The 22,531-nt window shown below is 39.8% G+C and carries 20 protein-coding genes; 1 reads left to right on the forward strand and 19 read right to left on the reverse strand.

Annotated elements, in window-relative coordinates; translation table 11 throughout:
* Window positions 1-22: 22 nt before the first annotated feature.
* The 18 genes from mfd to metG all read right to left on the reverse strand — a co-directional run bounded on the left by mfd (window position 23) and on the right by metG (window position 20,673).
* Window positions 23-3,559, reverse strand: a complete 3,537-nt coding sequence (mfd, locus tag ACFX4X_RS17430) for a transcription-repair coupling factor (RefSeq protein WP_061440336.1) — start codon at window positions 3,557-3,559, stop codon at window positions 23-25.
* Between the two features lie 169 nt (window positions 3,560-3,728).
* Window positions 3,729-3,959 carry an anti-sigma-F factor Fin gene (gene fin / locus ACFX4X_RS17435; protein WP_061440335.1) on the reverse strand — a complete coding sequence of 77 codons (231 nt, stop codon included), beginning with the start codon at window positions 3,957-3,959 and terminating at the stop codon, window positions 3,729-3,731.
* A gap of 104 nt (window positions 3,960-4,063) precedes the next feature.
* Window positions 4,064-4,624, reverse strand: coding sequence for an aminoacyl-tRNA hydrolase (pth, locus tag ACFX4X_RS17440; RefSeq protein ID WP_061440334.1), 561 nt, complete (start codon window positions 4,622-4,624; stop codon window positions 4,064-4,066).
* Window positions 4,625-4,885: 261 nt separating this feature from the next.
* Complete coding sequence (locus ACFX4X_RS17445; protein ID WP_061440333.1) at window positions 4,886-5,524, reverse strand: 50S ribosomal protein L25/general stress protein Ctc; 639 nt, start codon at window positions 5,522-5,524, stop codon at window positions 4,886-4,888.
* Window positions 5,525-6,657: 1,133 nt separating this feature from the next.
* Window positions 6,658-7,611 (reverse strand): ribose-phosphate diphosphokinase, encoded by a 954-nt coding sequence (locus ACFX4X_RS17450; protein ID WP_061440331.1) that lies wholly within the window; start codon window positions 7,609-7,611, stop codon window positions 6,658-6,660.
* 15 nt (window positions 7,612-7,626) lie between these two features.
* On the reverse strand, window positions 7,627-9,000 hold the full coding sequence (glmU, locus tag ACFX4X_RS17455) for a bifunctional UDP-N-acetylglucosamine diphosphorylase/glucosamine-1-phosphate N-acetyltransferase GlmU (RefSeq protein ID WP_089364278.1): 1,374 nt from the start codon (window positions 8,998-9,000) through the stop codon (window positions 7,627-7,629).
* A gap of 666 nt (window positions 9,001-9,666) precedes the next feature.
* Window positions 9,667-9,963, reverse strand: a complete 297-nt coding sequence (spoVG, locus tag ACFX4X_RS17460) for a septation regulator SpoVG (RefSeq protein WP_034316332.1) — start codon at window positions 9,961-9,963, stop codon at window positions 9,667-9,669.
* A gap of 198 nt (window positions 9,964-10,161) precedes the next feature.
* Window positions 10,162-10,536 (reverse strand): RidA family protein, encoded by a 375-nt coding sequence (locus ACFX4X_RS17465; protein WP_061440329.1) that lies wholly within the window; start codon window positions 10,534-10,536, stop codon window positions 10,162-10,164.
* Window positions 10,537-10,549: 13 nt separating this feature from the next.
* A complete protein-coding gene (purR, locus tag ACFX4X_RS17470) occupies window positions 10,550-11,374 on the reverse strand; it encodes a pur operon repressor (protein WP_125162837.1) in 825 nt (274 codons plus the stop codon).
* Between the two features lie 61 nt (window positions 11,375-11,435).
* Window positions 11,436-12,305, reverse strand: coding sequence for a 4-(cytidine 5'-diphospho)-2-C-methyl-D-erythritol kinase (gene ispE / locus ACFX4X_RS17475; protein ID WP_061440327.1), 870 nt, complete (start codon window positions 12,303-12,305; stop codon window positions 11,436-11,438).
* 323 nt (window positions 12,306-12,628) lie between these two features.
* A complete protein-coding gene (locus ACFX4X_RS17480) occupies window positions 12,629-12,805 on the reverse strand; it encodes a small, acid-soluble spore protein, alpha/beta type (protein ID WP_061440326.1) in 177 nt (58 codons plus the stop codon).
* A gap of 151 nt (window positions 12,806-12,956) precedes the next feature.
* Entirely contained in the window at window positions 12,957-13,208 is a 252-nt protein-coding gene (gene veg / locus ACFX4X_RS17485) for a biofilm formation stimulator Veg (RefSeq protein ID WP_061440325.1), read from the reverse strand.
* A gap of 313 nt (window positions 13,209-13,521) precedes the next feature.
* Complete coding sequence (gene yabG, locus ACFX4X_RS17490; RefSeq protein WP_318686164.1) at window positions 13,522-14,400, reverse strand: sporulation peptidase YabG; 879 nt, start codon at window positions 14,398-14,400, stop codon at window positions 13,522-13,524.
* Window positions 14,401-14,601: 201 nt separating this feature from the next.
* Complete coding sequence (rsmA, locus tag ACFX4X_RS17495; RefSeq protein ID WP_061440323.1) at window positions 14,602-15,480, reverse strand: 16S rRNA (adenine(1518)-N(6)/adenine(1519)-N(6))-dimethyltransferase RsmA; 879 nt, start codon at window positions 15,478-15,480, stop codon at window positions 14,602-14,604.
* The gene (gene rnmV, locus ACFX4X_RS17500) at window positions 15,473-16,036 is read right to left on the reverse strand and encodes a ribonuclease M5 (protein ID WP_089364275.1); all 564 of its coding nucleotides are present in this window, start codon (window positions 16,034-16,036) and stop codon (window positions 15,473-15,475) included. The genes rsmA and rnmV overlap by 8 nt, the downstream gene beginning before the upstream one ends.
* A gap of 265 nt (window positions 16,037-16,301) precedes the next feature.
* On the reverse strand, window positions 16,302-17,456 hold the full coding sequence (locus ACFX4X_RS17505; RefSeq protein ID WP_284469092.1) for a G5 and 3D domain-containing protein: 1,155 nt from the start codon (window positions 17,454-17,456) through the stop codon (window positions 16,302-16,304).
* Between the two features lie 278 nt (window positions 17,457-17,734).
* Window positions 17,735-18,502 carry a TatD family hydrolase gene (locus ACFX4X_RS17510; RefSeq protein WP_377385021.1) on the reverse strand — a complete coding sequence of 256 codons (768 nt, stop codon included), beginning with the start codon at window positions 18,500-18,502 and terminating at the stop codon, window positions 17,735-17,737.
* A 209-nt stretch (window positions 18,503-18,711) separates the two neighbouring features.
* Window positions 18,712-20,673 carry a methionine--tRNA ligase gene (metG, locus tag ACFX4X_RS17515; protein ID WP_061440319.1) on the reverse strand — a complete coding sequence of 654 codons (1,962 nt, stop codon included), beginning with the start codon at window positions 20,671-20,673 and terminating at the stop codon, window positions 18,712-18,714.
* Window positions 20,674-21,298: 625 nt separating this feature from the next.
* Here metG and ACFX4X_RS17520 point away from each other — a divergent pair.
* Window positions 21,299-21,583: a transition state genes transcriptional regulator AbrB gene (locus tag ACFX4X_RS17520; RefSeq protein WP_048689982.1), complete on the forward strand. Its 285-nt coding sequence runs from the start codon at window positions 21,299-21,301 to the stop codon at window positions 21,581-21,583.
* 65 nt (window positions 21,584-21,648) lie between these two features.
* Here ACFX4X_RS17520 and rsmI read toward each other — a convergent pair whose 3' ends face one another.
* The gene (gene rsmI / locus ACFX4X_RS17525; protein WP_125162830.1) at window positions 21,649-22,530 is read right to left on the reverse strand and encodes a 16S rRNA (cytidine(1402)-2'-O)-methyltransferase; all 882 of its coding nucleotides are present in this window, start codon (window positions 22,528-22,530) and stop codon (window positions 21,649-21,651) included.
* Between the last annotated feature and the right edge of the window lies 1 nt (window position 22,531).

Here is a 22,531-nt window from a genome sequence, read left to right on the forward strand (position 1 = left end):
TCAAGAGGATAATCATTCACTTTTAGTTCTTTGTGGCTTGAGTCTCTTTTTTTACATGCTGTAAGCCCTTGGCCATCTCAAATAGGATATTAAGCCATTTGCTTTGTTCTACGCCTTTTATGTGCAGGACCAGCTTCATTCGATTGCCGTCCATGCCAAAGCCAACCATACGGCCATACTTTGATCCCAGCTCAAACACCTTTTGTCCATCCACATCGCTGCTTACCTTTTCCCTAATAAGAATGCTGATTTCCTGCTTCAATTGTTTAATGCTTTCAATTCCAGCTTTTTCAGCATATACCTTCATCTCGGCGATCATGAATAGATAGGCGACTTCTTCGGGATACTCTCCGAAACGATCGAGCATTTCATCTTGTAATTCTTCCACTTCTTCAAGTGAGGTAATGCCCCTGAACCTTTTATACATTTCTATTTTCTGATGTCCATCCATTATGTAGGCATCAGGTATATATGCATCCACTTCAACGTCAATTTCAAGGGTGTTCTTTTCTTCGACTGGTTGATCATTACGTTTTGCATCCACCGCTTCTTTCAACATTTGTGAGTACAAATCAAAACCAACCGAATCGATGAAGCCGTGTTGTTGAGCCCCTAGAATATTTCCAGCTCCCCTGATGGATAAATCACGCATCGCAATTTTGAACCCTGAACCCAATTCTGTAAATTCCTTAATGGATTGGAGACGTTTTTCTGCGACTTCCGTCAATACTTTATCTTTCCTATAAGTAAAGAATGCATATGCCACCCGATTGGATCGCCCTACACGGCCACGTAGCTGATAGAGCTGTGAAAGTCCCATTCTATCTGCTTCATTCACTATTAGTGTATTTACATTCGGGATATCGACACCTGTCTCAATAATGGTTGTACTTACCAAAACATCATATTCACCCTCTAAAAAGCCAAACATGACGGCTTCCAGCTCTTGCTCTGACATTTGCCCATGAGCAAATGTCACACGGGCATCGGGTACTAACATGGAAATTTCTTCTGCTTTTCTTGCTATATCCTCTACCCGATTGTATAGGAAATAAACCTGGCCATCCCTGGCCAATTCCCGTTCTATCGCTTCCGTTACCAACGAGCCATTATACTCCATCACATAAGTTTGAATCGGGAAGCGATTCTCAGGAGGTGTTTCGATAACGGACAAGTCCCTCACGCCCAACATGGACATATGAAGGGTCCTTGGAATCGGCGTCGCAGTCAAAGTCAGTACATCCACATTTGTTTTTAACCGTTTGATCTTCTCCTTATGTGTAACGCCAAAGCGCTGTTCTTCATCTATGATAAGCAATCCCAAATCGCGGTACACGATATCTTTGGATAAAATCCTATGCGTGCCTACCACAATATCCACCGTGCCGGCCTTCAATCCTTTAATCGTCTCCGTTTGCTGTTTTTTACTCCGGAAACGGCTCATAAGACCAATCGAAATGGGATAATCCTGAAAACGCTCCCTTAATGTTTCATAATGCTGCTGGGCGAGGATTGTGGTCGGAACAAGAAAGGCAACTTGCTTGCCATCCATAATGGCTTTAAAAGCGGCACGGATGGCCACCTCTGTCTTCCCATATCCGACATCACCGCATAATAAACGATCCATCGGCCGTTCCCGTTCCATATCCTTTTTGATTTCGACTATAGAACGTAATTGATCTTCCGTTTCATTATAAGCGAATGAAGTTTCGAACTCTCTCTGCATATCACCATCAGGTGAAAAAGCATAGCCCTTTGCCGCTTCCCTTTCTGCATATAACTTGATTAAATCATCAGCAATGTTTTCAACTGATGATTGAACCTTGCTTTTAACACGTTTCCATTCCGTTCCGCCTAGCTTATAAAGCTTCGGTTCTTTCCCTTCTGAACCGACATATTTTTGGACAAGATCAATTTGGTCAACAGGAACATACAATTTGTCATCCGCTTGATAACGAATATTCAGGTAATCTTTATGGACCCCATTTATCGTAAGGGTTTCAATCCCTAAATATTTCCCGATACCATGGTTAACATGAACGACATAGTCACCGATCTTAAGTTCAGAATAACTCTTGATTCGCTCCGCATTCGATAGTTTCTGTCTCCGTGTCGATTTCTTCGACTTCTTATTAAACAATTCCGTTTCCGTAATGATACAGAATTTCTGCATGGGTAATTCAAAGCCGCTATTTAAACTGCCGCGTAAAATCTGTACTTTACCTGGAAGAATGCTGTTCGCATCAAACAGTTCTGCGGCCTCTATATCATAATCGGCTAAAACCGAATGCAGTTTTTTTACCCGTTCATCATCCTGTCCAAGTATGACGACTGTAAATTTCCCTTTTTTCCACCGTTCCAGTTCAGCTTTGAACACATTCATCTGGCCGTGGAAATTTTGCATTTGTTTACTGGCAAAATTCAGGATATTCTGAGGATTCGTATGCGGTACATGCCGTAAAAATAATGAAAGGTATACAAACGGCCTGCTGGATTTCATTATTAATTCCTGCATGGGATGAGCCAACTTTATGTCATGGATAATCTGTCCCTGACTTAAAAGGTCAGTGTACCAACCAGCCTCTTCCTTTTCCAAAGAATCATTGATTTCCTGGATTCGACTGATTTCATCTAAGAAAACCAAACCATTTACAGGTAAATAATCTATTAAACTAGCTGGATCTTCATAAGCTAAACTTAAGTATTTAAAGATTTGGTCTGGTTTATTTCCCATTTTCAGCTGCTCAAGTTCATAGCTGATCGTTTGAACCAGTTGTTCCTTGGTTTTCTCATCTTTAAGCTTCTTCAAGCTTTTACTTAATCCGCTCTCAAGCCTTGTTATGATTCTTTCGATGTGCTCTGTCTCTAGTAAAGCCTCACTGACGGGACCGATCGTCACTTTCTTGAGTTTCTCGATGGATCGCTGATCTTCGCTTGAAAAGGTCCTTATTGAATCTATTTCGGTATCAAATAATTCAATTCGTATTGGATTAGGTTCCGTGATCGGGTAAATATCGATTATACCGCCCCGGATACTGAATTCACCTGGAGAAGCAACCATTTCAGACCGGTTATACCCCATAGCAATGAATTTATTAAGCGTTGGTTCGAGCCCGATGTCTTCCCCTAAATTGAACGTAAGCTGATGCCTCTTCCAAATATCCTTTGAAGGAAGTACACGACGGACCCCGGGAATCGGCGCAATGACAATCCCTTTCTTCCCCTCCGCCCAAAAATTCAATGCCTCTATACGTTGGGCCCTTAACTCCGGACTGGCCACACTCAAATCAGCCGCAATCAATTCATTGGCTGGATATATATATAATTCTTCCTCGGGAATGAAACTGGATAGGTCTTCATGGAATTTTTGTGCTTGCAATAAATTATGGGTAACTAATAAAATCGGCCTATTCGTCTTTTCATATACGGAAGCCAGCAAAAGTGATCTCGAGGAACCTGTCAGACCAGAGACGATTTGTTCCTTAAGCCCTTCATCAATGCCGGCTATTAACGAATGAACATCATCTTGTTTGGAGAACAAGTTTTGCAATCCATTCATTTTCTTTCCCCCCCTCTATAACGTGCGAAAACCATTTGAAACTCTTGTATTTAAACTTGGCCATTAAAACCAAGCGTCCTCTTTATTAACGGTAATTTCTCATTTTATATGCCCTTGTAAACCAGACAAACGGAAAAATGCTTTGGATTTTGTCCAAAGCCCTCTCCCGCTAATGAATAATATAATCGTTTTCATATAATTCAGGGTTTCTCTGCAGCGATTCATGACAATCTTCACATATCGCCCTTACATGCATATCCCCTTCAGAATCATAAACGATCATCTCTTGTCGCTCTTCATCGGTAAGTTGATTAAAACCTAACTGCTCCGTACTCAGTGAGTGTGCCTCGATTGAGCCCAGTTTAGTTCCGCAATGTCGGCATCGATAATGGAGAGCCATTTCGTAACCCCCTATTTAAGTAATAGTGTTAGTATGTACAAAAGTAGAGGGGATTTATTCAGCGAAACAGGAAGAATTATTCTTTACTTATATCTACTCTTTGCCTATTGGTTATATTCGTTCATGACCTGTATAAATGGTTTTTCCATCCAGGCTTCACAAGAAGCTGCGCTTTTTTCGATTGTTGCCCCTACATGATCCCATTCCTCAGGAGTAAAACGCCCTAATACATAATCAGGTACTGGAATACGGCCTATCGGGCGGCCAATGCCTATTCTGATTCGATTGAATTCTTGGGTACCCAAATGGGCAATTGAAGATTTTATCCCATTATGACCGCCTGCACTTCCTTTTTGACGAAGGCGAAGCTTCCCTGGAGGCAAATCAAGGTCATCATATATAATGACTACATCCGCGATATCCACCTTAAAGAAATGCATGACTGCCGAAATGGATTCTCCTGATAAATTCATGTAGGTTAAGGGTTTAAGCAATAAAACTTTCTCTCCCTTTACCATTCCCACACCATAGATCCCCTTATGTTTTGCTTGGTCAAGTGGGATCGACCATTTTCTGGATAACTCATCTATTACTTCAAATCCGACGTTATGCCGGGTTTTTTCGTATTGTTTACCTGGGTTCCCTAACCCTACAATAATTTTCATGTTTCACACTCCGTCATTACGGTTATTTAGGGAGTTACGTTGGGACGAAGTTTTTTCCAAGATCATTGACCTTAGAAAAATAGTACCCTAATTTCAAGCTGGACTGCAAGCGACCGGAGAACTAATTAGAAATAAACCCTAATTAAAGGAATCAATTCCTAAAAATGGCACAGTTTGAATAAACGCATCCAGAGATTGAAAAGACGTAACTCATTAAGAGCTACGCCTATTATATCATGATTCACTTGTTTAATCCCGGCATCATGACTCTGGTGACGCTTTTGTCTCCCTGCCCTCTGCATTTTCAGGGATACCTCCATCTTGCTGTTCACCTGTACCTATTTCCTCTTCCTGACGAGGAGCCAAAACAGATGCAACAACTTCTTCACCATCATTGTCGATAGTAACTTGCTGATTCGTTTCGATATCAGATATGTAGATTGTATCCCCTACCTGTAGTTCGGTAACGTCAACGTCGATGGATTCAGGAATGTCATTAGGTTTAGCCGTCACCGTCACTTCATGAAGAGACTGCTGAAGGACACCACCGTCTTTAACGCCTTTACAAACACCGACAAGGTTAATGCGAACTTGTGCCTGTAATTGAGCGGACATATCTACAATTAAAAAGTCTGCATGATAAATGAAGTTCTTTATAGGATCCTTTTGATAGTCAGAGAGCATGACTTTATAACTCGTTCCTTCCAAGTCCAAAGAAATGATACCATTACGGCCTATTTCCTTTATTGTCTTTTGAAGTTCAATATTATTGACCGAAATGGCTGTACTGTCATTTTGATTGCCATATACTATCGCAGGGATTTCGCCGCTTTCCCTCAAATTCCTTAAATTGGACTGTTTTAAATCCGTACGTTCCTTTGCAGCTAATAAATTACTCATACATCCTCCGCCTTCCTAATTATAAATTACAAGTTTCTCTATATTTAACATTTCCCTAAATGGCGAGGCATTAAACATGAAAGGTAGAAACTGAAGGCTACAATAACAGTATAAACATATGGTAAACAAAGGAATTTCCTGCAAAAAACTTTTTCATTCTTTTTTTTTTGGTTTAAGCGTGAATCGCTTTGTTTTCCATTTTGCCCCTAACTTGCATGACTCTGTTAAGTATTTGGGCAGCTACTATTGAATATTGTCGTTTGCCGTGGTCTCGGCAGATTGATTTCCTTATTCATGACCCCTTTTCCGATTAATAGGACTAGGTCTTAAAAGCAGTACGGCTTCTGCAGCATTTGTAACAAGCAAGGCAGTCAAGTAGTCCTTTTTCCTCTATAGTTCTTCAATCAGCCTTAGATGCAAATCCTCGCCAAAGCATTCCAAGAGGTGAGAGCAGTTTCCTCCAAAGCTTTTGACGAACATCAAAGCCTTTATTCAAACCAACCTTCTTTCCCTTAATCTTTCACATTTTTTAATGGGTGATTCTTTTGCACGACGATAGCCTCTCCTGAAGGGTTTGCTGGCTGTTTAGCCATATAGACAAGTGGAAGCTTTGGCTGCCTGTCCAAATATCGGTGGCGCCTCCCCTGTAAGCCCAAAATCAAGGCTGGACATTCAAGGTTTCAAGTAGCCGGGGTCCTGCTGGAGTCCAATCGACGGATATCCCATATGTTTTAAATGCGTTTCCAGTTCCCCTGTTGATTTTTAAAGATTAACGACCCGAATTTTTGATAACCGATTCGAATGGCATTATCCGACCCTTTCTTTTTTTGGAACTGTTTTTTTCCTCCCCGCCTATGCACTTAATATCAGCATGAGGATGCTCGCCACATATTTCATTCACACCCTTCTTGAACTATTTATCTAAAATAAAAGGCTCCTTTTCTTCACCAATATGACAGTAGGGCAAAAAATGCCTAATGTTCAATGGTAATTGAAAAGGAGCCTTCGGTAGTCCGATCGGCGTTCAGCTTGTATGACCTACTTAACTATGAATTAATTATTTTCGAAAGAATGGTTTGAACCAAAACACGACGAGCCCAAAGGCCCGCCGTGTTTTGGTTACTGTATTGTTATCAATCGAATAATGTGCTGACTGATTGTTCCTCATGGACACGAATAATTGCCTCTGCAATCAACGGTGCTACAGAAAGTCCAACAATTTTATCGATTTTCTTATCTTCGGATAGGGCAATCGAGTTAGTTACGACCAATTCCTTGATTGTTGAATTTTGAATCCTTTCGATGGCAGGACCTGAAAGGACCGGGTGTGTACAACAAGCATAAACTGCTTTAGCACCATTCTCTACAAGTGCATTGGCCGCTAGTGTAATAGTACCTGCAGTATCGATGATGTCATCAATCAGGATAGCTGTCTTCCCTTCAATATTACCTATGATGTTCATGACTTCAGCCACGTTCGGTCTTGGGCGGCGCTTATCGATAATGGCAATCGGTGCTTTTAGGCGATCTGCCATTTTACGTGCACGTGTTACACCACCATGATCAGGAGAAACGATGACGATATCACTTAAATCTTTTTCTTTGAAGAAATCCGCTAAGATCGGAACAGCAACAAGGTGATCAATCAGAATATCGAAGAAACCTTGAATTTGTGGCGCGTGAAGATCTAATGTAATTACACGGTGGGCACCAGCTGTCTCTAAAAGATTAGCAACTAGTTTAGCTGTAATTGGTTCACGCGCACGCGCTTTACGATCTTGTCGGGCATAACCGTAATATGGCATTACGATATTGATCGTTTTAGCTGAAGCACGTTTAAGAGCATCGATCATAATTAAAAGTTCCATTAAATTTTCATTGACTGGCTGACTTGTTGATTGGATTACGTAAACGTCACAGCCACGAATACTTTCTTCAATATTAATCTGAACTTCACCGTCACTGAAACTTGTTACGCTACATTTTCCAAGCTCAACACCGATTGCAGCAGCAATTTCTTGAGCTAAATCGAAGTTTGAATTTAAAGAGAATACTTTTAAATTAGGATCTAAATACTGATTTGACATGTTGACCTCCGTCGGTTATTTATTAAATTTCAATTTCTTGACATAATCTTCTTTATTAACTTGACGAGCCCGAGCAACGGATAGAGCTTCCTGCGGTACATCTTGAGTGATGGTTGACCCTGCAGCTACATATGCTCCTTCTCCTATCGTCACAGGTGCAACAAGATTAGAATTGCAGCCTATGAAGACATTGTCTTCAATCTTCGTCAAATGTTTATTTTCCCCGTCATAATTCACGGTAATAGATCCGCAGCCTATATTAACATTCTCCCCAACCTCTGCATCGCCAATATAACTCAAATGGGAGGCCTTGCTTCCTTTGCCAAAAACGGTCTTTTTAATTTCTACAAAATTACCGATTTTAACGGAATCCTGAATATCTGATTGAGGTCTAACATGTGCAAAAGGACCGATTTTAACAGAACTTCCAATACTGCTTTCGTGTACAACCGATTGGAGGATTTCCGTTCCATCACCAATTTCACAATTTTTGATTTCTGTATTCGGGCCAATCAAACAATCCTGCCCGATAATACTATTTCCTTTTATGCATGACCCAGGGTTAATGACCGTATCCTGTCCGATCTGCACATCCGCTTCAATGAACGTAGTAAGAGGATCGATGATTGTTACGCCATTTCTCATATGCGATTCATTGATGCGTTTCCGTAAAATTTGCTCAGCCTGCGATAAAGCCACTCGGTCATTTACACCTAATGTCTCCTCGAAGTCACTTGATTGGAAGGCCGTCACCACTTCGCCTTCTTGTTTTAAAATTTCAATAACATCCGGTAAGTAATATTCTCCCTGGACATTTTCATTTGAAACTTTTTTCAGCGCGCTAAATAATGCTTGGTTATCGAAGCAATATGTTCCGGTATTTATTTCCTTAACATATTTTTCTTCATCAGTGGCATCCTTATGCTCGACGATTTTTTCTACAAGTCCGCCTCCACCGCGAAGGACCCTTCCATAGCCAGCAGGGTTATCTGCATATGCTGTTAAGATTGTTGCTTTCGCCTGACTCTGCTCATGCAATGCTATAAGCTCTTTCATCGTTTCTGCTTTGATCAAAGGCGTATCACCGCAAATAACAAGGGTCGTTCCACTTTTATCGGATAAAACGCTTTCCGCTTGCATTACAGCATGTGCTGTACCTAATTGCTGACCTTGTAAGGCATACTCGCATGAATCACCAAGTTGTTCTTGAACTTTTTCAGCTCCATGGCCGATAACTGTTACAATATCTTCTATTTGAAGTTGATTGACTTGATCGATGACATGTTGTACCATTGGTTTTCCGCAAACAGGGTGTAAAACCTTATAAAGCTTAGATTTCATCCTAGTACCTTGCCCAGCGGCCAATATTATTGCATAGCGATTACTCATAACAGGCCTCCATTTTCACCTTTTTATCCACTAAAAATATTATCTCAAATAGTGATTCTTTTCAAGGTAACAATTAAAAGTACATATAATTGTCAACAGCAAAGGTAAATTTTCGCAGCCTTAAAAACGTTTTTATTGGTCCTTTTAGTCTTCTTTTAAATCATTCAAGTAATAATAATATGCCTGGTCCAGGTTATATTCATTATTGGCATAATACAGAAACCATGTCTTCTCCCCTTTATAACACAAGCTACCCTCCATTATCCCAAAACACTACCCTGATCGCATTATGCCCTATGTACATGCCTTTAGGAGCCACTGCATCCTTTGTTAACGCCCATTCCGAAACTCAGTTACAGATCCATTTCATATTCAGGTCATTAGAGGTATAGTAAACTCCGTTAATGCTATTCTGTCCATCCCGCTTCTTTGGGGAGGCAATATAAGGATGAATAAAAAAGGTTTAAAAAATAAAAAAGTCGGGTACTTAAATCTTTGAAGATAGCACCGTGATCATTACACTATCTGCCAAATTAAACAAATTCCTGTCTGAAAAGGGGATAAGTTCTAAACTTATCGTTTCCGAATAAAATAAAAAAGAGCACTACTTATGAAGTAGGCTCTAGGTGCACGAATTATAAATTTAAAGTTTTAAGGCAAGGTTAATTAAGAAGCTCCTGCTCCAGCTTCCTCTAATTCAGTTTCAAGTTCTCCCAATCGATGATATTCTGTCAAGACAGCTTCTTGAATTTTCCCGCGTGTCGAGGAATTGATTGGATGAGCGATATCCCGGAATTCTCCATCTGGAGTTCGTTTACTTGGCATAGCTACAAATAAACCATTGTTTCCGTCGATTACACGAATATCATGAACCACAAATTCATTATCCAGTGTAATTGATGCGATAGCTCTCATACGACCATCCGTATTCACACGGCGTAATCTTACGTCAGTTACTTCCATTTAAGCTCACCATCCCTTTTTGTTGTTGTTAAAACTTAAAGTACATATTCAACAAAAAAACGTGAACTCCTTCTATTATCTGTAAGTTTTTTAGAAAATTCAGCCTAGTTTTCAAAAATACTAAAAATCACCCTTATATTACAAGGAAATTGCCCATTGCCAATTCCCTTTAAAAAAATTCACAAAAAAAACGCCCGTTTATTTAACGAGCGCAACCACTTCTATTTCCACTAGTGCATCTTTAGGAAGCCTGGCAACCTCTACACAAGAGCGAGCAGGTTTGTGACTTGAAAAATATTCTCCGTATATTTCATTAATCGAACCGAAATCGTCCATGCTTTTAATGAATACCGTAGCTTTAATGACAGTTTCCAATGAGGCTCCCGCTTCTTTCAATACAGCTTGGAGATTTTTAAAGACCTGGTGTGTCTGTTCCTTAACATTCCCTGTTACCATCTCACCAGAAGCAGTAAGAGGGATTTGTCCTGAACTGAAAAATAACTTATCCACGATCACGCCTTGTGAATATGGGCCGATCGCTGCCGGTGCTTCATCCGTATGTATCGTTTTCATGAAATGATTCCCCCTATTCCTTTTGCGAAAAATAATTCCCACGACTGACATTGATTTTTTTGTCTCTTTCGACCACCTGGGTCAACTTGATCAGTGAAACATAGTCCTCGACAAGACATTCTTCAGTATGTTCGGATTCGACCAGCACCGCAATTCCGGCAACTGTTGCCTTAAATTCATCCAATAAACTGACCATACCATTAATGGTACCCCCAGCCTTCATGAAATCATCTACAATTAATACATTCGAACCCTCAACCAAGCTTCTTTTAGAGAGTACCATCGTCTGAATCCTCTTTGAAGAGCCTGAAACATAATTGATGCTCACTGTAGAACCTTCCGTTACTTTATTATTCCTACTTACAATGACAACTGGAACATTCAAATAATTTGCCACGGCGTATGCTAATGATATCCCTTTAGTTGCCATTGTCATAATGACAGAGACATTTTTCTTGGCATACATTGAAGCGATTATCCTTCCAACCTTATTCACGGTTTGTGGATGACCTAATATGTCTGTCATATATAGATAGCCGCCAGGAAGTAACCTTTCGGGACTAGCGATCGTATCGCATAATCCGTCAATGAAGGCATTGACTTCAGCTTCCTTGATGGAAACAATATACTTCACTCCACCTGCCGCACCTGGAACAGTTGTTAAAGAACCTATCCCGCGTTGTTCAAAGGTATCTTTGATGATTGTCAAATCTTCACTGATCGAGGATTTTGCCGAACTATACCTTTCAGCAAAATAAGTCAGCGAAACAAGTTCCCCTGGATGTTCTAATAAATAATTGGTCATATCGACTAGCCTCTCGCTGCGACGAAATTTCATTGAGACACCCCCTTTGTGAATTCCGAATATTATAAAGCAACTATACCACTAATGTACGTTTCTATTCAAGATTGTTTCGATCACCTAATAAGCGGACCGCATAGACTTGATCACAAAATCCCCGAAGTCCATTATAAATTCTTTGCATCCGCGAATCATGCTCCACCAAACCAAAAACGGTCGGACCACTTCCGCTCATCAAGACCGAATCTGCTCCAAATGTTTTCATTTGATCTTTAATATTCGCAACCTCTGGGTATAACTGCAATGTCACTTGTTCTAGAACATTGCCCAAACCCTGACATACATCGTGATAATTATTTTCCTTAATAGCCGAAATCATTCCAGGTACATCTGGGTGATCCATTTTAGAAATTTGGAGCCTTTTGTATATATCAGCAGTCGAAACGCCGATTGTCGGTTTGGCCAAGATGACCCAGCATTTTGGCGGTGCAGGGAGATGCGTGATTTTTTCACCGCGCCCTCTTGCCAATGCCGTTCCTCCATACACACAAAATGAAACATCAGAGCCAATTTCAGCTCCTATTTCCGCAAGTTCATCCATGGAAAGACCAAGCTTCCACAGTCTATTTAAGCCTCTCAAGGTAGCTGCAGCATCACTGCTTCCACCAGCAAGTCCTGCAGCTACAGGTATATTTTTCTCTATGGTTATAGAAACACCTTTATTGATACCAAAACGTTCCTTTAGAATAAATGCGGCTTGATAAGCTAAATTCCGGTGATCATCCGGAACAAATCGATTATGGGATAGAATTTGAATATGATTTCCCTTAATTTCCTTTAGTTCAATTCTATCGGCAAGGTCGACTGTCGTCATGATCATTTCCACCTCATGATACCCATCAGGCCGTTTGAAAAGCACATCCAAAGCCAAATTGATTTTAGCCGGGGCTTTTTCCATAAGCTTCAATATGTCCACCTACTTTAACGTTCTTAAAAGTTCTTGTCCTATTCTATCATATTTGTTTATATTCTAAAGGTTTTTTCACCGTAATTTCAATGTAATGACGCTAAGATGACCTTTAGAGGAGAATAGACACATGTAGGTACATGGGAGATCAACTCATTCCTGCTTCCCAAAAGACTTGCTACATATCCATATATAGCATTTACCGATACATAAAAAAACCAGACTCCTTATCTACAATGTAAGCAAAAATGAATAGGGCTATACATTGTATAAAGAGTCTGGCTTCTTTCAGTATGACAGCATGATACAATTAAGTGTTTATCTTACTCTTTGTTCACCAATTGACGTTGCGCTTTTTCGATCGCAAGTTTCACCATGTTTCCTGCGTCCCTGGCCCGGATTCCTCCCCAGCCTTCTTTCTGGACAACATCGTAAAATCCAAGTTCTTTTGCCAATTCCTCTTTAAGATCGTTTGACATAATCCCTTTTTTCCTGCCCAAGCGAAACAACCCCTTTCACATGCTGTCACATGCCTAGTGTTTGCATCATACGCTATTTCATTACATCCTTTTTAAGCCTTTATTGGAGCTCACAGGATATTTTAAAAAAACAAAAAGCAGCAAACAAAAATTGTTCGCTGCCTCGTCTAAGTTAAATCTCTTGTTGTTTGTTTAAAAATGTTAGTTCTACGGTTTCCGTTAAAACATCCGCATAGCTGTAAGATACTCTTTCAAACGCATTTTCGTCTTGGTCGAGCTCAATTACAAAAACAGCCGGATAAGTTTCCGCCAAAGTTCCAAAACGTTCTACAGTCTTTCTTCTTCCACCGTTTGCTTTTAAGAGCAATCTTTTACCTAGGTTTGAATCAAGTGCAGTTTTAATATCAGCTAGAGTTTTTGGCATTTTCGGTCCACCTCACTAAGTTAAGTATATCACAAATTACAAATATACGCAAACAAAATAATAAATTATATCAGCACTTAAAAATGTAGTCAATATATTTTTATCTGAAATTCGGCAAAATCGCGAACAATTTTATTATATCCTGGGAAATGAAAAATTATGTAAACGAACTATTTCATTATTTATTAAGCCGAATTTTCGTAATTAAATCCTCACCTAGTGGCATTACTCAACAAAAACCCTGGTTTTTGTTGATGATATCCGAATTCTGACACGATAAAAGCAAGCTGCATTCTTTCAAAATGCAGCCCGTTCATTCTTCCTGAAATGGCTTGAAAGGCAACCCTGTCCGCAACACCCCTTTTGTCTCAACTCCCCCTAAGCCCTTCTCTCCCGTTAATGTATTCCGAAGGACATCCCATACATGAAGATGCTCAGAAAAAGGCGTAAAGCTTATCTTTCCGACTATATATACTGGATCGAGAGCATGAATATTTACACGGGAAGGGGAACTTGCAAAATTTGCCCCAGCTTGGATCAGCGATTCAAAGTGAGATTGACATGCCCCGGCAAAGATAATAAGTTGATCTAAATGAGAAACCTTCCTTCTCGCTTCTCTAACTGTCAGTACAAAGTCCTTAGAGTGACGGTAGGCATTGATATCGGACATTGGTCCTTTTGATTTTGAATAAGCATCATGACCGGTGACAACAAGGATATCCGGCCGATAATGGTCCAGTAAACCCCCGATTCTTTGGGGCATTTCCTTTTCATTGCAATAGATACCGTTGACCGGAATACCGAATTTCTGATATAGATCCATGCATTTCCTTAAGTAAGATGCATCCCCATCAACATGGAGGACCCTACCTGGTATCTGAAAATATTCACCGCTATAACGATAGCCATTACTGGATTGATAGCCGTTTTTTTGTTGTTGCAGCTCCAGATCTTGTGTTAATAAGCGGTCTGATTGTTCTAGAAGTACCTCATTCGACCTTTGCCTATCATTTCTTTCATTATCATTTATGATCATTAAATCTTGAAAAGGTGCATCTGCAATCAGCCGGATATCTTCCCCATAAAGAATTGCTTCACGTCTTCCATCAATATCGCGGATATCGATTACCCGGAACAACACGTCGCATTTATAAGAAACCCGACCAACAATATCGTTTATTTGAATATTCATGGCCCCACCCCATGAGAAGACTTATTTTCAGCCCGCCCTAGTTTATTTTCATTCTTAAGTTATGCGAATCATTCTTGAATGGTGAAAGATGGGGATTGACTACATTTTTGGGTACGTTCCATTCATGTTAGGCCAAATTCAAAAGAAAAAAGCCGGAAGCTGGGAGTGATCCCATTTCCGACTTGAATTTTTACATTTGATTTATTTGAAATTTGGCAATAACGCATCACTCAAGCGTCCAAACTCTTTGATGCTCAGTGTTTCTCCCCGTCTTGACGGATCCACTTCCGAGGCTTCGAGAGCGGCAAGTATTAGTTCTTTTTTCGATTTACCATCTGGAAGCTGACTGGTTAAGTTGTTTAAAATCGTTTTCCTACGCTGTGCAAAGCTCGCCCGGGTCACAATGAAGAAGAAATCCTCATCAAGGACCTCGACGATCGGCTTAACCCGCCTAGTAAGGCGTATTACAGCTGAATCAACATTAGGTTGAGGCATGAATACCGTTTTGGGTACAATCATCACTGTTTCCGCTTCAGTATAATATTGAATGGCGATGGATAAAGAACCGTATTCCTTTGTCCCAGGTTTAGCGGCAATTCGATCAGCCACTTCTTTTTGCAGCATGCATACGATGCCTCTAATGGGCAGGTCCTCAGACAATAGCTTTAAAATGATGGGCGTCGTGACATAGTAAGGCAGATTTGCAACCACCATTAGGTCCGAGAAGCCAGCAAATTCTTCTTCGATGACCTTCTTAACATCAGCTTTTAGTACATCCCCGTGAATGATGTTAACATTGTTATAAGGAGACAGTGTATCCGATAGGATGGGCAATAAACGCTGATCAATCTCAAAGGCCGTAACCTTTTTGCTGCTTTTTGCTAGTTGTTCAGTCAAGGCGCCGATCCCCGGCCCAATTTCGATGGCGCCGCTTTCCTCTGTTAAATTTGCATGTTCGACAATACGTTTCAGGATATTCGTATCGATTAAAAAGTTCTGACCTAAGCTCTTTTTAAAGGAGAATCCGTACTTCTTCAATATATCTTTCGTTCTGACAGGGGTTGCAATATCCTTATTCATTTTTTTCCTCCTGGTTTATCTGTACCATCGCTTCAGCAAAAGCCTCAGTTGATATTTGGAACATTTTTAGCCTTTTATATAACTGTTTACCATTGGTAAACCCGATTTTCAAAATAAATCCAAGTTTTTCCCTTCGCTCCTTGGCACCGGATCCTCCAATTAAACCTGCATCTATTAAATCCTGCTGTGAAATCTCTTCCGAAGCTTCTTCATCCATTAATTGGGCTTCCTTTAAAGCATTACGAATTGCCTCAGGAGAAGCATGTTCCACACCTATCCCTTTCCCTGACTTAGGAAGGGCTTCCTTCTTCGTTAAAAAGGCGTGTTTACAGCCTTTTACTTGTTCTGAAATTATATTCCTGATTTTTTGACCAGGAAAATCAGGGTCTGTGAAAATGATGGCTCCACGTGTCTTTTGTGCCAGCCTTACCTGCTCAATACAGGAATCATTCACAGCGGAACCGTTCGTTTCGATTGTATCAGCATTTACTGCCCTTTTAATCGCTACCGTATCGTCTTTACCCTCTACAACAATAATTTCTTTAATCTTTTTCATGTTTTCCTCCATACAGAAAAGCGCAAGCGCTTTGCTTAGCTCTTGATAAACGCGTTGGACACCCACCCTTTTTCTTTTTAATTTCCAGGATAGGAGTGAATCCAGGTCAACATCTTTATGAAAGTTTAAACGCTTATAATGAAATCTTATGGAATATTAAGTCGTCTATCTTATTAAAACAGTTTTACATGGGCTTTTTCAAGAAGTGGAAAAATAAAACGTCAAAAAGCAGGAGACGAATTCATCTCCTGCGAGAGAAACTTTATTAGTCCAATACCCGAATCTTAACTTTCTTTGCACCCCAGCGATAGGCATCATTTTTTGAGGAAAAGAAGACGTCAATTCTATTTCCCTTTATTGCCCCGCCTTTGTCAGCAGCTACTGCATAGCCATAGCCCTCTACATATACTTTCGACCCCATAGGGATTACGCTTGGATCGACAGCAATGATTTTCGCACCCGGACTACTCTTTAGATCTACGCCTGTTGACGTGACACCGGAACAGCCCTTACAACTGGCAGTATAAGCCGTTGATGATACGTATATTTCTTTTCCACTAGTAGAACTAACGTTAGTTACTCCGCGGGAAGCCTGGGCAACCGTTGTTTTAGTTCCGACCGTTACAACTTTATCCTGCTTTTTACTAACAACTTTTTCTGAAAGTAATTCTCTTTTGACCTCTTTGCCATCCTCTTTAATAACTTCATATTCCTTAGAAATAAGTCCGTCTTTTCCTTCTTTAACAATTTTCTCTTTCCCTTTTGATAAGGAGTCATCTTTTTTAGTTATGACAGCAAAGTCAACTGGTTCTTCCACTACATCGGTGACTTTTTCAATTCGAATTACGTTTACCGTATTCTCAGCTTCAACTTTTTCGGCTAATTCTGGCTCAACCCGATCCAAATCATTGAGTTTTACTCCTTGTTGCTTTAAAAAGTCAGCGACAGTAGTCGAAGTTGACCATACCTTCTTTTCGTCTCCAGCTACCACTAATTTCAGTGAAAAGGCTTTGTCTATGGAAACTTCCATATTGGCATTCAGCTTCGTATTTTTTGAAGGCGTAATCTTATCCTGTTCCTTCACACTCAGATCTTGTTCTTTTAAAAGTTCGTCTACCGTATCGGCAGTGGACCAAACTTTCTCCGCCTTACCATCTTGTACCAAGACGATTTTTTGTGCAGGCTTCCAAACCACCTCTAAATCATCATCAACCGCCGTGTCTCTTGATGGGTGGACATAGTCTGCCGCTTTAACGTTAATCTCTAAATCTTTCAACATATCATTTACAGTAGCAGCGTGTGTCCGCACTACCTCTTTTTTTCCGTCTAGCATTATTGTGACTGTATGCTTTGTTCCTTGATGGATTAGTATTCCCAATGCTGTAGAAACAAGAATCGCACTGCATATGGCAATTGCCATTCTCTTCTTCCCAAAAGGTTTGGGAATAAGGTTTTTCATAGTTTTTAATAGAATGAAAAACTCCTCCTTCCTCCCGGTGATTATATAGACATAGTTATCAAGCTGTCAACCCATTCACTTCTCATTTAGGAAATTACTACCTATTATGCATATCTTATGGTGAAAAGGAAAGGGCGAATTCTCGACATCATAAGCCTAAAATAGGTGTAAGATTTGTAGAAATCTAAAAAAATGCGATTTTGGCTAGCGAATCCCGGGAGATATTGTAAAAAAAGCTGTCAGTTAATGCCGAATAATTTCTTGGCATTTTCGGTTGTTGCCTGGGAAACTTCCTCTATTGTGAGTTGTTTGATTTCTGCGATTTGTTCAGCAACAAGCTTCACATAGGAAGGTTCATTACGATTTCCTCTATATGGATGCGGAGCCAAATATGGACAATCGGTTTCAATCAGTAAACGCTCTAAAGGTACGGCCGCCGCTACCTCTTTTGGCTTTTTTGCATTCTTGAAGGTCACAGGGCCACCCAATGAAATATAAAAATTCATATTGATGCATTCCAAAGCTGTTTCTGCACTTCCGCTAAAGCAATGCATGATGCCTCCCACCTCTGATGCCGCTTCCTCCTTTAATATGTTCACGATATCCGCGGTCGCTTCCCGATTATGGATGATGATGGGCAGCCCCACTTTTTTCGCCAATCGGATTTGCTTCCTGAATACCTCCATTTGAACATCTTTAGGTGATTTATCCCAATGATAATCAAGACCCATTTCACCAATAGCTACAACCTTTGGATGATTGGATAACTCCTCGATCCATTGTAAGTCCTTCTCGGTCATATCTATAGCGTCCACTGGATGCCATCCGACTGCGGCATACATGAAATCATAAGTTTCTATTAATTCCATTGCCCTTATAATGGTAGGCTGGTCAAAACCAACGACTACCATATTATTCACTCCTGCTTCCTTAGCTCGTTCTATGACATCATCGAGATCCTCGTTGAATTGTTCTGCATTAACATGTACATGTGTGTCAAATAACATTATTTTTCTTCCTTTCTAGCACTATTTTATAAAAAAATGAAAGTTTTATGTTTCACATTTAGGTAACAAAAAGATTACAAAGGAGCCTATATGCCCAACAAGTAAAAATAGACCTAATAATCAAAACCTGTATAATTTACTTTCTCCAAAAACATAAAGAAAAAAACATAAAAATGTTTCATATGAAACACCTTTATGTTTTCGTGGGTTTATTTCACCTTTGAACCATTTGGAATCGATGAATCTATTGTAGCGACTGAGAGCACACCATCCTGGCTGCCCGCCAATATCATTCCTTGAGAGAGCTCTCCACGAAGTTTAACAGGTTTCAAATTCGTTACGCATATCACTTTTTTGCCTACTAAATCTTCAGGTTTATAGTGCTGAGCAATGCCTGATACGACTTGCCGTTTCTCATAACCTAAATCAAGCTGCAGTTTAAGAAGCTTATCCGCTTTCTTTACCGGCTCCACTTCCATGACCTGAGCAACACGAAGCTCTACTTTTGTAAAGTCATCAATAGTGATTTCATCAACCTCTGGAATCGTCTCTTCCACTTTTTCCTCGGCCTCAGGGGCTCCACCCTGCATTTGTTCTTTAATATATAAAACTTCCTCTTCCATATCCAAACGGGGGAAGATCGGCTCACCCTTCAAAACTTTTGTTTCAGCAGGAATTTGACCGAACTCCGCTAAGCTATCCCATGATTTTAAAGCATTATCTTTGATGCTAAGCTGAGCAAAGATTTTTTCCGGTGTTTGCGTCAAGAAAGGCTTTAAAAGAATTGCCGTCCTGCGTAATGACTCCGCCAAATGAACCATGACACTGGCAAGGTCTTCTTTCCTTGATTCATCTTTAGCAAGAGTCCATGGCTGGGTTTCATCAATGAATTTATTGGTTCTGCTCACGAGTTGCCAAATGGATGTGAGTGCAACTGAAAATTCCATGTTTTCCATGGCTTCCTCATACTTGCCTACCGTGCTTTGGTTCATTTCAACCAAAGCTTTTTCGAATTCGCCATTTGATCCTTCGTAACTTGGAATAACACCATCAAAGTACTTATTGACCATTGCCACTGTTCTATTTAATAAATTCCCTAAATCATTTGCAAGGTCAAAATTGATCCGTTCTACAAACCCTTCCGGTGTAAATACTCCATCAGAACCAAATGGGACTTCACGCAATAAGTAATACCGTAAAGAATCCAAACCATAACGATCAATCAATGTAACGGGATCCACTACATTCCCTTTTGATTTGGACATTTTACCATCTTTCATGAGAAGCCAGCCATGTGCAAAGACTTTCTTGGGAAGCGGTACGTCAAGAGCCATTAACATAATCGGCCAATAAATTGTATGGAAACGGACAATTTCCTTTCCGACAAGATGTACATCCGCAGGCCAATAATTCAGGTATTTAGAGTCATTATCCGTTCCATACCCTAATGCCGTTATATAGTTAGTCAATGCATCAATCCATACATAAATAACGTGCTTTGGATCTCCTGGCACCTTGATGCCCCAATCGAAAGTAGTACGTGAAACGGCCAAATCTTCCAATCCAGGTTTGATGAAGTTATTGATCATCTCGTTTTTGCGGGATTCCGGTTGAATGAAATCCGGATTTTCCTCATAAAACTTCAGTAATCGATCCGCATATTTACTCATCTTAAAGAAATAAGACTCTTCTTTCACCTTTTCAACGGGTCTGCCGCAATCTGGACAGTTTCCATTGCTTTCTTCCACCTGACGATCCGTGAAGAAAGATTCACAAGGTGTACAATACCATCCTTCATATTGATCCAAGTATATATCACCCTGGTCCAATAGCCTTTTAAAGATCTTGGCTACAACCTCTTTATGGCGATCTTCTGTCGTCCTAATGAAATCATCATAAGAAATATCAAGTTTTTCCCAGAGCTCTTTAATCCCTGATACGATATTATCTACATATTGCTGTGGAGTGATTCCTTCTTCAGCTGCTTTACGCTGGATTTTTTGACCATGTTCATCAGTGCCTGTTAAATACATCACATCAAAACCACGCATCCTTTTATAACGAGCCATGGCATCACCTGCCACTGTCGTATATGCGTGCCCTATATGTAAATTACCACTCGGATAATATATGGGTGTCGTGATATAGAATGTTTTTAATTTTTCTTGCACTTCGTTCCCTCCTCATCTTTTGCAAAACCGCTTTAGGACTGCCCAAAGCCATAAGACTATATATTTAAGCTATTATCTCTATTTTAACGCTATATACGATTCTACGCGACAATAATCACTAATCAACTTGTTAATAGAATAAAAAATAATATAAGTAAATGTCATTTTAAAAATAAGGGTTCACGATGTCAGCTTCCCTTATGTCAGCATTACCTCTTACCTCAACAAAATATACCTAAAATTCTTTTTTTGTGCAACAACTCACAAATTTGAAAATATTCCTGGAAAATTATCCTTAATTCAGAACTTTTGTTTTGAAACTAAATTGCATTTAATCATATAATAAAGATGGAGAGATACATGCACACTTTGTCGAATTGTGGTGAATTGAGTAATTATTTGCAGCCTATTATTTCTTGAATTATAAAGACATAAACATTTTTTTCTCTTTAAAAGTCTTTTTTTCATCGGAATGCAGCCGCTTTCTTTTTTACAAAAAAATGAAAATAAATCATTGACGGATTTGGGAATGGCTGGTATTATAAATTTATAAAAAAATTTGTCGAATATTGGCGAAAAAAATAGAAATAGGGTACTAGATTGTAACTGAGAGGAGAATTTTAAAATGAAATCTACAGGTATTGTTCGTAAAGTTGATGAGTTAGGCCGGGTGGTTATTCCAATCGAACTTCGTCGTACATTGGGTATCGCTGAGAAAGATGCTCTTGAGATCTATGTTGATGACGAACGCATCATCTTGAAAAAATACAAACCAAACATGACTTGCCAAGTTACAGGTGAAGTTTCCGATAATAACCTTACACTTGCTAATGGTAAATTGATTCTTAGTCGTGAAGGTGCTGAATTACTTATCCAAGAAATTCAACAAAACTTCACTGCTTCTAAATAAATGATATAAATAAAAAAACTTCCGATCTTCGGAAGTTTTTTTATGCTTATTTATCGTTATAATTTTTATTGTATATCAATGTGATACGCTTGATATACATCGCGTTTTTGTATATTGCGATCTTTTGCGACCTGCTTGATTGCGTCCTTTGAATTGAGCTGCTTGTTTTCTATATAATGATTAACATGACCGACTAAATCAAGTGCCGCCCACCAAGCTTCCTCAGATTCATCCTCAGTCAATTGTCCACCTTCTATTATTAAACAGAACTCACCCCGAATCTCGGATTCCATCGCCCACGTCAATGCTTCACTTACCGTCCCTCGAATGAACTCTTCAAATTTCTTAGTTAATTCGCGACATAATACTATTCGACGGTCACCTAAAATTTCATGCATATGTTTCAATGTTTCTTTTAATCGATGTGGCGATTCATAAACGATCCATGTGGATTCCATTTTTTTTAACTTTTCCAACTCCTGCTTTTTTTCTTTTGCTCCCCGTTGTAAAAAGCCATAAAAGTAAAAAGGCTGTGGAATGAGCCCAGATGCAATCAATGCAGTTAATGCAGCATTGGCACCTGGCAACGGAATGACTTTAAACTGTTCAGCAATGGCATCTTTGACCAGTTCATATCCCGGATCGGATATCGTTGGCAGGCCAGCATCACTTACCAATGCGATGACCTCTCCTGATCGAAGCCGCTCGAGCATCTGTTTCCCGCTATATTCTTTATTATGTTCATGGTAACTGACGATAGGTGTCGAAATTTCAAAGTAGTTGCATAATTTCTTCGTATTTCGTGTGTCCTCAGCTGCAATGACATCCGCTTCCTTTAAGATTCTTAAAGCCCGAAAGCTCATATCTTCAAGGTTTCCTATCGGTGTAGGAACCAGATATAGAGCTGGCTCCAATCCTTCTTTTTCAAAACTCTTTTGTTGCCACATA

This window comes from Peribacillus sp. YIM B13481, from assembly GCF_042787985.1.
In the GTDB taxonomy this organism is placed as follows: domain Bacteria; phylum Bacillota; class Bacilli; order Bacillales; family DSM-1321; genus Peribacillus; species Peribacillus simplex_A.